Origin of the sequence: Chlorobium phaeovibrioides, from assembly GCF_003968655.1 — a bacterium.
GTDB classification, from domain to species: Bacteria; Bacteroidota; Chlorobiia; order Chlorobiales; family Chlorobiaceae; genus Chlorobium; species Chlorobium phaeovibrioides.
The window spans coordinates 1-13,070 of record NZ_RXYK01000001.1 but is presented as its reverse complement, the minus strand read 5'-3'; the positions used below and the strand labels follow the sequence as shown (position 1 = coordinate 13,070).

11 protein-coding genes and 2 tRNA genes are annotated in these 13,070 nt (G+C 53.0%); 11 read left to right on the top strand and 2 right to left on the bottom strand.

Going from position 1 to position 13,070, the window contains the following annotated elements; genetic code table 11:
- The first annotated feature begins 44 nt into the window (after positions 1–44).
- The 11 genes from EKD02_RS00060 to EKD02_RS00010 all read left to right on the top strand — a co-directional run bounded on the left by EKD02_RS00060 (position 45) and on the right by EKD02_RS00010 (position 10,883).
- The gene (locus EKD02_RS00060) at positions 45–743 is read left to right on the top strand and encodes a zinc metallopeptidase (RefSeq protein ID WP_011890281.1); all 699 of its coding nucleotides are present in this window, start codon (positions 45–47) and stop codon (positions 741–743) included.
- 19 nt (positions 744–762) lie between these two features.
- Positions 763–1,467: an SDR family oxidoreductase gene (locus EKD02_RS00055; protein ID WP_126383206.1), complete on the top strand. Its 705-nt coding sequence runs from the start codon at positions 763–765 to the stop codon at positions 1,465–1,467.
- A 6-nt stretch (positions 1,468–1,473) separates the two neighbouring features.
- Positions 1,474–2,121 (top strand): dTMP kinase, encoded by a 648-nt coding sequence (gene tmk, locus EKD02_RS00050; protein WP_011890283.1) that lies wholly within the window; start codon positions 1,474–1,476, stop codon positions 2,119–2,121.
- Between the two features lie 144 nt (positions 2,122–2,265).
- Positions 2,266–3,528 carry a hypothetical protein gene (locus tag EKD02_RS00045; protein ID WP_011890284.1) on the top strand — a complete coding sequence of 421 codons (1,263 nt, stop codon included), beginning with the start codon at positions 2,266–2,268 and terminating at the stop codon, positions 3,526–3,528.
- A gap of 35 nt (positions 3,529–3,563) precedes the next feature.
- Positions 3,564–6,725 (top strand): beta-phosphoglucomutase family hydrolase, encoded by a 3,162-nt coding sequence (locus tag EKD02_RS00040; protein WP_126383204.1) that lies wholly within the window; start codon positions 3,564–3,566, stop codon positions 6,723–6,725.
- Between the two features lie 116 nt (positions 6,726–6,841).
- Positions 6,842–7,882, top strand: coding sequence for a tRNA preQ1(34) S-adenosylmethionine ribosyltransferase-isomerase QueA (queA, locus tag EKD02_RS00035; RefSeq protein WP_126341404.1), 1,041 nt, complete (start codon positions 6,842–6,844; stop codon positions 7,880–7,882).
- A 23-nt stretch (positions 7,883–7,905) separates the two neighbouring features.
- Positions 7,906–8,637 carry a 2-C-methyl-D-erythritol 4-phosphate cytidylyltransferase gene (gene ispD / locus EKD02_RS00030; RefSeq protein ID WP_126341403.1) on the top strand — a complete coding sequence of 244 codons (732 nt, stop codon included), beginning with the start codon at positions 7,906–7,908 and terminating at the stop codon, positions 8,635–8,637.
- A 58-nt stretch (positions 8,638–8,695) separates the two neighbouring features.
- Positions 8,696–8,772: transfer RNA gene (locus EKD02_RS00025), tRNA-Met, on the top strand.
- Between the two features lie 3 nt (positions 8,773–8,775).
- Positions 8,776–8,848, top strand: a tRNA-Gly gene (locus EKD02_RS00020).
- Positions 8,849–8,892: 44 nt separating this feature from the next.
- Positions 8,893–9,336 carry a hotdog fold thioesterase gene (locus EKD02_RS00015; RefSeq protein WP_126383202.1) on the top strand — a complete coding sequence of 148 codons (444 nt, stop codon included), beginning with the start codon at positions 8,893–8,895 and terminating at the stop codon, positions 9,334–9,336.
- A 137-nt stretch (positions 9,337–9,473) separates the two neighbouring features.
- Positions 9,474–10,883, top strand: a complete 1,410-nt coding sequence (locus tag EKD02_RS00010) for a B12-binding domain-containing radical SAM protein (RefSeq protein ID WP_126383200.1) — start codon at positions 9,474–9,476, stop codon at positions 10,881–10,883.
- 74 nt (positions 10,884–10,957) lie between these two features.
- Here EKD02_RS00010 and aspS read toward each other — a convergent pair whose 3' ends face one another.
- Together aspS and EKD02_RS10085 are read right to left on the bottom strand one after the other, a co-directional pair.
- On the bottom strand, positions 10,958–12,766 hold the full coding sequence (gene aspS, locus EKD02_RS00005; RefSeq protein ID WP_126383198.1) for an aspartate--tRNA ligase: 1,809 nt from the start codon (positions 12,764–12,766) through the stop codon (positions 10,958–10,960).
- A 73-nt stretch (positions 12,767–12,839) separates the two neighbouring features.
- The coding region (locus EKD02_RS10085) for a hypothetical protein (protein ID WP_221762975.1) at positions 12,840–13,070 on the bottom strand (231 nt) is incomplete at its 5' end.

Genomic DNA, 13,070 nt, shown 5'->3' with positions numbered 1-13,070 from the left:
CAAGCATTGACAAAGTTCCCAAACTGCCAAAAGACAAGTCAACCATGTTTTATTTCGACCCCTTATATTTCGTTTTTGCGCTCCCTCCGATGCTGCTCGGCCTCTGGGCCCAGTTCAGAGTGAAGTCAGCGTTCAAAAAATATTCTCAAATCCGCACCCAGTCCGGCATCAACGGAGCTGAAGCGGCAAGGCGCATTCTTGATCGGGGGGGTATCAGCAGCAGCCAGGTGAAGGTTGAGGCCACACGCGGCATGCTTTCAGACCATTATGACCCGCGTCACAAGGCACTGCGGCTCAGTGAAGATGTTTACTCGCTCTCAAGCATAGCCTCTGTCGGCGTTGCTGCACACGAAGCGGGACATGCCCTGCAGGACAAAACCGGCTACGCTCCCCTGCAGATACGCTCCATCATGGTGCCGGCAGTCTCCATCGGCAGCAATGTCGGACCGATTCTCTTCATGGCCGGCATGTTCCTCGCCGGAACCCTCGGCACCACCCTTGCATGGGCAGGAATTGCCCTGTTCGGCTCCACCGCACTCTTTGCTCTGGTCACCCTTCCCGTCGAGTTTGATGCAAGCCGGAGGGCCAAAGAGCTCCTCGTCTCACAGGGAATCGTCTCACGGGCTGAAATGCAGGGGGTCAATGCGGTGCTTGATGCCGCAGCCCTCACCTATGTTGCCGCTGCCGCGCAGGCAATCATGCAGCTCGTCTACTTTCTCTCCATCATGAACCGCCGCGACTGAACAAAAAAAACTGACCCTGTTGAAACAGAGCAACAAAACCCTCATCATCACCGGAGCATCAACCGGCATTGGGGAAGCCACCGCACGGCAGGCAGCGGAAGCGGGCTGGAATGTGGTTCTTGCTGCCCGCAGCATGGACAAACTCAGAGCACTGGAATCGGAACTCGGCACTGAGTGCGCTTTTGCCCATCAGTGCAATGTGGCAGACTGGGAGTCGCAACAGACGCTGAAGCAAGCCGCCCTTGAACGGTTCGGAACCATTGACGCCGTCTTCGCCAATGCGGGATTCTCTAAAGGATCATCCTTTTATGGCGGTGAAGACCAGCCGGACGAATGGCGTGAAATGGTGCTGGTCAATGTGTTCGGAGCAGCTGCCACAGCAAGGCTGATGCTGCCGGAACTCGTAAAAACCAGAGGACACTTTCTTCTGACCGGATCGGTAGTCGGCCGCATCACTTCAATCCGCAACCTTTACTCCGCAACCAAATGGGCGGTCACCGGCATGGCACAGGCCATCCGCAACGAAATGGCGGGAACCGGTGTCCGCGTTACCCTCATTGAGCCCGGCGTTGTCGACACCCCATTCTGGGACACTCTCACCCTCCCCGAAAGCCCTGCACTTCAACCTGAAGACATTGCCCGCGGAGTGACATACGCCCTCTCGCAGCCACCCCATGTCGATGTCAATGAAATTCTCATCCGCCCCACCGGCCAACCGCACTGAAACATCATGCTGATAACCTTTGAAGGAATAGACGGAGCGGGCAAATCAACCCAGATTCGCAAACTCGCAGCTCACCTCCGCAGCCAGGGACAGGAAGTACTGACCCTCAGGGAACCAGGAGGAACCGAGGTAGCCGAAAACATCAGGCTTATCCTGCTTGAAAGCCGGCACGACATCACCCCCGTCGGCGAACTCCTTCTTTTTTCAGCCAGCCGCGCCGAACTGGTCAACGAAGTCATCCGCCCCGCCCTCAAAGAGGGAACAACCGTCATACTCGACCGTTTTTTCGACTCCACAACCGCCTATCAGGGATACGGCAGAGGCATAGACCTCCCCACCCTCAACTCCATCATCGCCCTCTCCACCGGCGGACTGAAGCCCGACATCACATTCTACCTTGATATTCTTCCTGAAGAGGCCCTGATAAGAAAATTCTCCGAGAAATCCATTCCACTCGCCTTCGACAACGATGAACTTGACCGCATGGAACGCTCCGGTCTCGACTTTTACCGCAAGGTGTATGAGGGCTACCGCTGCATCATGCAGGAAGAACCCGACCGGTTTGTATCCATCAATGCACGCAAAAGCATACAGGAAATCCACACAACCGTCACCAAAACACTCAAGGAACAAAGAGCCGGACGGCAGTCGTAAGACCAGACAGCATAAGCCCGCCAATTCAGCACATCGCGTATTGAGCCTTGGTGAAATCAAAAACTTTCATGCCGATTTTGACTGGAATTTCTGTAGATTATAAATCATCTTCAGTCCCATCACTCACTTCCTTACCGGCTCAGCATGCACGAGAGTATCCTGAAAGAGCGCCAGCTCACCACCTGCACAACACCGATTACGCTGCAGGACATCCGGACCCTCAAGGAGCTTTATCACCTCAAGGCGGAAACGCGTGAACTGAGGGAACCCATTGTCCGCAACATCATCAAGCAGAGAGTGGTTGGCCGCGCCTGCGTGGAATCGCTGAAAAATGCTCTTTACTCGCTTGAAACAATCTATATTGACGACGACACAGGCCACCGCCTCCTCCGTCTTGACGGCCTGAAGCAGATAGAGGTGGATCTCACCTATGAAATCCGTGAGCTTCAGAAAGACATCTACTACCTCGAATACGGCGAAGACAAGTTCATCGACTACCTCGCCAAATTCATGCCGGAATTCCGCGCCCATGTCAACAAAGGGGTCGGCATGCTCAAGGGCAAACACTTCAAGGCCTTCATCACCGACCGCGACGGCACCACCAACAACTACTGCGGGCGTTACCGTTCCTCAATACAGCCGATCTACAACTCGGTATTCCTTTCCCGCTTCGCAAAAAACTGCTGTACCTATCCCATCATCATAACTTCGGCACCGCTGAAGGATTTCGGCATTCTCAATGTCTCCATCAACCCGAGCAACACCTTCGTCTACGCCGGCTCGAAAGGGCGGGAGTTCATCGACCTGAACGGGGAGTTCAACAGCTTTCCCATTGAAGAGCACAAACAGAAACAGATTCACCTGCTCAACGACCATCTCAGGGTCATGCTGCAGGATCCCGATTTTGAAAAATTCAACTTCATCGGTTCAGCCCTCCAGATCAAGTTCGGCCAGACCACCGTTGCCCGACAGGACATCAGCAGCTCCATTCATGACGACGAATCATCAGCATTTCTTGAAAAGGTCAAAAGCATTGTCAAGGAGATTGATCCCGAAGGACACTGCTTCCGTATAGAAGATACCGGCCTTGACATTGAAATCATCCTCACCATTGATGCCGGCTCCGACGGCCAGGCAATAAAGGATTTCGACAAGGGCGACGGCCTTGCATTCATCAGCCGGGAGCTCGGCATGGATGACTCCGAAGGGCCTGTGCTTGTCTGCGGCGACACACCGGGCGACATTCCCATGCTTAAAAAAGCGATGGAGATGTATGGCGATGTATGGACTATTTTCGTCACCCGCGATGAAGCACTGAAAAAAGAGGTACAGGCAATCTGCCCCAAAAGCTTTACCGTGCCTTACCCGGACATTCTCCTGACCATTCTCGGCCTTCTCTCCCTGTAGGAAGTTTTGCAACACAAAAAAATCAATACACCGGTATGAGCAACCTTTTCAAAGGCGCAATCTTCGATCTTGACGGAGTCATCACAGGAACCGCCAAAGTGCACAGCCTGGCATGGGAATCAATGTTCAACACCTACCTCAAAGAGCATGCCCTTGCCAACAGTGAACCCTTTGTCCCATTCGACCCGGCACTGGACTACCTGAACTATGTGGACGGAAAACCCCGGATGGAAGGGGTGAAAAGCTTTCTTGAGTCCCGCGGAATCGAGCTTCCCTTCGGAGAAATGGACGACAGCGAGGAAAAAGAAACCATCTGCGGACTCGGGAACAGAAAAAACAAGGTCTTCACAGAAATCCTCATCAAGGAGGGGCCGGAAGTCTACACCTCCTCAGTCACCCTCATAGAAAACCTCATAGCTAACGGCATACGCATCGGCATTGCCTCCTCCAGCCGCAACTGCCAGCTCATCCTGCAGCTCGCCAAACTTGAGCATCTTTTTGAAACCAGGGTTGACGGAGAGGTCTCCATTGAACTTGGCCTCAAAGGCAAACCAAACCCCGACATTTTCGTGACCGCCGCCGACAACCTCGGCCTCAAACCCAATGAATGCGTTGTTGTTGAAGACGCCATTTCAGGTGTTCAGGCAGGATCCCGCGGTAATTTCGGACTGGTACTCGGCATTGCCCGTGAAATTGAAGGCTCACAGCTCCGCATGAACGGAGCCGACATCGTTGTGCGCGACCTCGGCGAAATCACCCTCGAAAACATCCGGGAGTGGTTTGATTCAGGCCTGGAACATGAAGGATGGAATCTGACATACAACGAATTCTCACCCAAAGACGAAAGGCTTCGTGAAACCCTCACCTCCATAGGCAACGGATACATGGGAGTGCGTGGCGCCAGCGAAGGCTCTCCATCTTCAGAGTTCCACTACCCCGGAACCTATATTGCGGGCATTTTCAACAAGCTCCCCTCAAAGGTCCACGGCCAGACCATCTTCAACAACGATTTCGTCAACACCCCAAACTGGCTCCCCATAGAGTTCCGCATCGGTGGCGGTGAATTCATCGATCCGATGGAGCAGACGATTCTCAGCTACCGGCAGAACCTCGACTTCCGTCATGGGGTCATGGAAAGAGAAATCGTCATACAGGACAATCTGGGCAGGATATCGCGCATCGCAAGCCGCAGGTTCGCCAGCATGGCAAATCAGCATCTGGCAGCACTCCGCTTCACCCTCCGCCCGGTCAACTACAGCGCCACAGTTGAATTCCGCACTGCAATTGACGGCACCATAGAGAACAAAGGGGTTGCCAGATACAGCGAACTGGCTTCCGACCATCTGGAAGAAATGAGCAGCAGCTGCAGCAGCGGCTCAATGCTTCTGCACACAAGAACCACTGTGTCGCACTACGAAATTGCCACCGCAGCCAAAACATCCGTCCTCTCTCACGGAAAACCCATAGAAGTAACGCGGACAACCCAGAGCGGAACACGCTTTATTGGCGAACTGTTCGAAATCGACCTCTCCCCCGACAAAAGCTGCACCATTGAAAAGCTTGTTGCCATCCACACCTCGCTTGACGAAAAAGGCAGCACGCGTCCCGTAGCGGAAGCCGAGGCCTCCCTTGCAAAAATCAACTCATACGACACCATGTTTGCCGAACACACGGCCGCATGGGAAAAAATCTGGGACCGCGCCGACATTCAGGTCGGTGGCGACCGTTTCAGCCAGAAGGTGCTCCGCCTGCACATCTACCACATGATGTGCACCGCCTCGCCCCACAACCCGGGAATTGATGCCGGCATGCCAGCCCGCGGACTGAACGGCGAAGCATACCGCGGCCATATCTTCTGGGACGAAATCTTCATTCTCCCCTTCTTCAACACCCACTTCCCGGAGATTTCAAAAGCACTTCTCCTCTACCGCTACAGACGCCTTGATGCTGCAAGGGCCTACGCCCGTGAAAACGGATACCACGGAGCCATGTTCCCCTGGCAGACCGCCGACGACGGCCATGAAGACACGCAGATTCTACACTACAACCCGGCCAGTGGCCACTGGGGCCCCGACCTCAGCCGCAAACAGCGCCATGTCTCCATAGCTGTCTTTTACAACACCTGGCGCTACATCAACGAAACCGGCGACACCGGGTTCCTGAAAGAGTACGGAGCCGAACTGATGTTTGAAATCGCCCGCTTCTGGGCCTCCATTGCCACCCTCTCCACAGAAACCGGCAAGTACCACATTGAAGATGTCATGGGGCCCGATGAGTTCCACGAATCTCTTCCCGGCAGCGGCCGTGAAGGACTGAAAGACAACGCCTACACCAACATCATGACCGTCTGGCTCCTTGAAAAGGCGCTGGACATTACCAAGACGATGGATGAGGCTGCCCTCTCGGCACTCATGTCAAAACTCAACCTTGGATTCGACGAACTGCAGGAGTGGGAAAAAATCAGCAGCAACCTGACCGTCCTCATCGACGAAAAAGGAATCATTGAACAGTTTGATGGCTACATGGGCCTCAAAGAGCTCGACTGGGACGCCTACCGTGCAAAATATCCCAACATCCACAGAATGGACAGGATACTCAAAGCCGAAGGCGACACCCCCGACAACTACAAAGTTGCCAAACAGCCTGATGTACTGATGACCTTCTACACCCTGTCAGCCGATGAGATTGCCGGACTCCTTGAAAGAACGGGTCACCCGGTTCCCTCGCCTGAAACACTCGTTCAGGAGAATTACGCATACTACGAGCCCCGTACAAGCCATGGCTCAACGCTCAGCAAGGTTGTTCACTGCATCATCTCAAGCTGCATGCAGGATGGACACGACACAGCATGGAAATGGTTCGCCGAAGCACTCAGAAGCGACATTGCCGACACACAGGGAGGCACAACTCAGGAAGGAATCCACTGCGGCGTCATGGCAGGAACGCTCGACACCGTTACCCGATACTTTGCCGGAGTCAGTTTTACCGACGGCAAACTCTCGCTCAATCCGAACCTTCCCAAACAGTGGACCAGCCTCTCACTGCAGGTTAAGTTCCGGGGGAATCTCTACCGCATCGGCATTACTGAAGAAGGCACATCCGTCACCCTTGTAGAAAGCGACGGTGAAGAAGCTGATGTCATCATCTGCGGTAAAGAGACCCGGCTGAAAAAAGGAACAGCCTCAACCGGCTGCTGAAAAACACAGGGCCCAAACCCGGCGGATGAAGAAAATTCACCGCCGGTTTTGTAACTGTCACCGTCAAACCGTATTATTACTTTTTATTTTACTCTCGACTCATCGCCTCACAGCCTATGCGCCTGTCAAATTTCCGTTACACCCTGCCCAAAACCCGAATTGCCGACCATCCGGTCGAGCCCCGGGATTCCTGCAAAATGATGGTACTGAACCGTCGGAAAAAGGAAATTGAGCACAAAACATTTGAGGACATAGCCTCCTACTTCAAAAAAGGCGACCTCCTCATCCTCAACAACAGCAAGGTGTTTCCCGCCAAGATATTCGGCCAGAAAGAGAAAACCGATGCCAAAATCGAGGTCTTTCTCCTCCGGGTTCTCAACCGCGAAGCCGGTCTGTGGGATGTTCTTGTCGACCCAGCCCGCAAAGTCCGTGTCGGCAACAAAATCTACTTTGAAGAGGATGTTGTAGCCGAAGTGGTCGACAATACCACCTCACGCGGTCGCACCATCCGGTTCCTCAATCCCGAAACCGATGTGTTCAGCCTGGTCGACAGAATCGGCAATGTTCCCCTTCCCCCATATTTCACAAGGAAATCAAAAGAGGCGGACAAAGAGAACTATCAGACAGTCTACGCAAGCCAGACAGGTGCTGTTGTTGCCCCAATGGCAGGGATGCATTTCACCATGCCCCTCATCCAGAAAATCCAGAAACTCGGCGTCAAGATTCTTCCCATTACTCTTCACCCAAGCCTCAGCACATTCCACGCCATTGAGGTTGAAGATGTCTCCAAACACAAAATGGATTCGGAATATTTCAATATTCCCTACCAGACCGCCATGGAGATCAACGAGACAAAAATCAAAAAAAACGGACGCGTCATTGCAGTAGGCACCACAACCTGCAGAGTCCTTGAAGCAAACGCCACAGTAGACGGCAAAATCAAATTCGGTCAGGGCTGGACAGACAAATTCATCTATCCCCCTTACCAGTTCAAGGTCACCGATGCGCTCGTCACAAACTTCCAGCAGCCTGAAACAACGCTCCTGATGGTTGTGAGCGCCTTTGCCGAACACCGCTTTCTCATGGACTCCTACAAAACCGCCCTGAAAAGCGACTACCGCTTCCTCGCATACGGGGATGCCATGTTCATCCATTAACCCTCTTCAACCCTGAAAGGAGCATGAACGCCACTGCAATCATTGCCGCAAGCGGCGTAGGAAAAAGAATGAATCTCGGCGGGGGCCGGAGCAAGCAGATGCTTGAAATCGGAGGGTTCCCCGTCATCCACCACACCCTCAAAGCCTTTCAGGAAGCAGCATCCATAAAGGCCATCTGCATTGCCACCAAAGCCGAACATGTTGAAACCCTTCGCACCATGGCCCGTGAAGCCGGATTTACGAAGGTAACAACAGTCATTGAAGGAGGAGAGGAACGCCAGGACTCCGTAGGCAACTGCATCCGCAGCATTCGTGACGAAGCAGCGGCAGGCAAAGAAATGCCAGAAGCCATTCTCGTTCACGACGGAGCCCGACCCTTCATCCAGCCCGATGAGATTGACGCCATCGCCGCCCTCTCGCTGGAATACGGAGCATCCGTACCCGCAAACAGGCCAAAAGACACCATCAAATGCATTGGCACAACCCCGGGTTTTTTTGGAGAAACCCTTGACCGCGCAACCCTTCTGCAGGTTCAGACACCCCAGGGGTTCAAAGCCGATATTCTCATCAAAGCCCACGAACAGGCAGCAAAAGAAGGCCGGTATGCGACAGACGATGCCGCCCTTGTTGAACGCTACTTCCCCGCAAACCCAATCCGGATTTACGAAACAGGATATCACAACATCAAAATCACAACACCCGAAGATCTCCCGATGGCAGAAGCCATCTACTCAAGCCTCTCCAAAAAGCGATAAAAGAGCCGCAGCTGTTTGTTTATTTTTAAGGCTGTCGTATATTATCAACCCCTGAAATGGTGAGGTAGCTCAGTTGGTTAGAGCACAGGATTCATAACCCTGAGGTCGAGGGTTCAACTCCCTCTCTCACCACCAGAAGCGGGTGTAACTCAGTTGGTAGAGTGTTTGCTTCCCAAGCAAAATGTCGCGAGTTCGAATCTCGTCACCCGCTCCCTGTCAGGCTTGAAACTTCTCCCCTTTGACCACTTTCATCCCATGAGCGATTCTACAGTCTTCTTTGGCCCCGTCAGTGCGGAAGAAATCAATCGTACCCAGATTCCTCCGGGTCAGATGTCGAGCCATCTCGGTATCGAACTGGTCGAGACTGGCAACGACTACATGGTAGCCCGCATGCCTGTTGACCACCGAACCATTCAGCGCATCGGCATCCTCAACGGAGGCGCCTCACTCGCCCTGGCTGAAACACTCGGCAGCATTGCCGCCTCATACTGCGTTGACCGTGATCTCTATTACATCGTCGGCCAGGAAATCAACGCGAACCACATCCGCCCCGTCAGAAGTGGCTTTGTCTACGCAACAGCAACCCCCATCCATCTTGGAAGAACCTCACAGGTATGGAACATTACAATCCGTAATGAAGAAGGGAAACTGACCTGCATCAGCCGGTTCACCGTTGCCGTACTGAAAAAAGAACTTTAGGGCAGGCTGACGCCCTGCCGCAGCTCTCATTTTCAGCGCCCATGACCGTTTTTACCAAAACTTTTTCTAACTTGCATATTCTTTAGATCCCAGCGCAATCAGGCCATTTTTTTATTCATTTTGTCCGTTTAGTGGGTATGCAGACTGTACAAGCTGAAACCATCACCGCTCCTTTTGCAACAACCTCCGTCTCACCGGAAGACATTCTCCAGCAGCTGGTCCGCCAACAGAAAACCAGAAAGAAATGGCTGATTGTGCAGCCGATGAGCACCACCAGCATGATGGTCGACTCCAGTTCAGTCAGCATGCCGCTGAATCTCATTATGGTGGCGACCGTTGCGGGTCGGCTTTTTGACATCACATTCATTGATGAACGCATCGGCGACCGCATACCCGACGATCTCTCCCCTTTTGATGTTGTTGCTGTTACCTCCCGAAGCCTCAACGCATCAAAAGCCTACGCAATAGGCGATGCGGCTCTTCGTCAGGGCAAAATCGTCCTTCTTGGAGGGGTTCATCCCACCATGCTCCACCAGGAGGCAGGAGAACACTGCACCAGCGTCATCTATGGTGAAATAGAGTCCATCTGGACGGAACTCGCCACCGATATTCTGCAGGGCACAATGAAGCCCCTCTACCGCGCGCTTGAGCTCAAACCCATGAGCGACATGCACCGCCCGGACTTCAGCTACGCACTTGCCTCAAAGCGGTCGAAGAAATACAGCTCACGCATACCGATTCTTGCCACAAAAGGGTGCCCCGTGGGATGCAACTTCTGCACCACACCTACCATATACGGAAAAAACTACCGTTACCGGGAGCTCGATCTGGTTCTTGACGAGATGCGCTACCATCAGGAGCGGCTGGGCAAAAAGTCAGCCAACTTCTCCTTCATGGACGACAACATCAGCTTCAGGCCCAAATACTTCCTGACCCTGCTTGAAGAGATGTCAAAACTCGGCATTCACTGGAACGCAAACATCTCCATGAACTTCCTTGACAAGCCTGAAGTTGCAGAACTTGCCGGACGCTCGGGATGCGACCTCCTCTCAATCGGCTTTGAGACGCTCAACCCGGAAACAATCAAAAGCGTCCACAAAGGCTCAAACAAGATAGGCAACTACGAAAAGGTCGTCAACAACCTCCATCAGAACGGCATAGCCATCCAGGGGTACTTCATGTTCGGGTTTGACAACGACACCGAAGAGAGCTTCCAGCTCACCTACGACTTCATCATGAAGAACAGGATAGAGTTCCCGGTATTCTCGCTGGTGACTCCCTTCCCGGGTACTCCGTATTTTGACGAAATGAAACCCCGGATCCGCCACTTTGACTGGGACAAGTACGACACCTACCATTACATGTTCGAGCCAACGGGAATGAGCGGAGAAACGCTCCTGAAGAACTTTGTCAAGCTCCAGCAGGAGGTCTATAAAGGAAGGGCCATCATGAAACGCATGCAGGGAAAGCCCTTCAATTGGGTGTGGCTCGCCAACTTCATGATGAACCGCTTCACAAACAGACTCTCCCCCGAAATCTACATGTAACGACACAGGGGACGGCTGACCGTCCCCTGATACTCGTATGATGCAGAACTCACCCTGGACACACCACCTCTCGTCTAATCCTCCTTCGGAAGATCAAGCTTTATGTGCAGCTCGCGCAGCTGTGCCGGCGTAACTTCAGATGGGGCAGACATCATCAGATCCTCTGCCTGCTGATTCATCGGGAAAGCTATGACCTCGCGGATGTTCTGCTCATCACGCAGAATCATGACAAGACGGTCAAGACCCGGAGCAATACCTCCGTGAGGAGGGGCTCCAAGCTTGAAGGCCTCTATCATATGGCCGAAACGCAGATCCACCTCTTCTTTGCTATAGCCGGCAATCTCAAATGCGCGGTACATGATGTCAGGGCGATGGTTCCTGATGGCTCCGCTGGAGAGTTCAATGCCGTTGCAGACAATGTCGTACTGATAGGCAAGCACATCAAGCGGATCCGTGGTCTCAAGCGCCTCCATCTCTCCCTGCGGCATGGAGAACGGGTTATGCGAGAAGTCAATCTTTCCGGCCTCTTCGTTGTATTCATACATCGGGAAATCAACAATCCAGCAGAACGAGAGCTCATCATGATCAAGCGTGAACAGCTCTCCGAAATAGGTCCTCATCCCGCCCATAATCCGGCAGGCGGCCTCCCACTTCCCGGCTGCGAAAAACACCACATCACCGGTTTCCAAAGAGAGCTGCTCCTTCATACTCGCAATCTCCCCTTCCGACATGAACTTGACGATTGGCCCTTTCAGCCCTTCCTCGCGGAACTGGATATAGGCAAGTCCTGCCGAACCAAGTTCCTTTGCGCGCTTTTCCGCCTTGTCGTAGAACAGGCGCGACTCGGTTCCGCGACCCTTAAGCACAAGAGCCTTGACGGCGCAGCCCTCTTTGGTATTTGCAGCAAACACCTTGAACCCGGAATTGACAAACAGCGGCGTCACATCAGCAATTTCAAGCGGTATGCGAAGATCGGGCTTGTCGGTACCGAACCGGTTCATCACATCACGATAGCTTATTCTCGGGAAAGGAAACGCTGTAATGCGCTTTTTGGACATGGAAGTCACCAGATGCCGGAACATCCCCTCCAGAATTTCAAACAGGTCATCCTGCTCAATGAATGCCATCTCCATATCAAGCTGATAGAACTCACCGGGGCTCCTGTCGGCCCGGGCATCCTCGTCACGGAAACAAGGGGCAATCTGGAAGTAACGGGGAAAACCCGCAACCATCAGCAGCTGCTTGAACTGCTGGGGAGCCTGTGGCAATGCATAGAATTTTCCGGGATGGAGGCGGCTCGGCACAAGAAAATCCCGGGCACCTTCAGGCGAACTGGAAGTCAGAATGGGAGTCTGGATTTCAACAAAATCGCGCTCTTCAAGATAGCGGCGGATGGCGGAACTGACACGGCTGCGGAAAATGATGTTTTCGTGGATCTTTTCCCGGCGAAGATCAATGAACCGGTACTTCAGTCGCAGCTCCTCGGAGGTAGGAAGTTCATCAGCCACAGGAAAAGGCAGAGGGCGGGCATTGCTTTCAACCGTAAGAGCCGAAACAACCACCTCTATTGCGCCCGATGCAAGGCGGGCGTTGACTGTTTCGGGAGATCGGAGAACCACACTGCCCTCAATGGCAATAACCGACTCGGCGTGCAGATGCGAAGCCTGCTCAAACAGCTCCTTCTCTTCCGGCTGAATCACCAGCTGGCAGATTCCTGTATGATCCCGGAGATCGATAAAAACCAGGCCGCCATGGTCCCTGATCCGATGAACCCAGCCGGCAAGGCTGACCTTCTCCTGCTGAAGAACGGGCCCCAAAGAGCCACAATAATGGGTACGAAAACGATTCTGAAGTGCGGAGGAGCTACCTGCGGCGTTGGTCATAATACTCTATGCTATCCTAGGGAATTGACGAAGAAAAAGAAAAGAAACTCAAAAGACTGAATATGGAAAAATTTTAGAACAAATCCCCATCCTCAAAACCAGGGGACGAAACCAGGGGACATCCTATATTGAAACCATCAAACACAAAGTTTTCCCGTTTGCATAATAATCCCTGAAATGCTCCCCAAAAATAGGACAGCTGGTTAAATTGGCTAAAACCCTTAAACCCAGCAGTCAGCATGAAGCAGAAGCGCAGAAAATTCAACCCCGAGTTTAAAACCAAAGTCGTTCTTGAAGCTCTCAG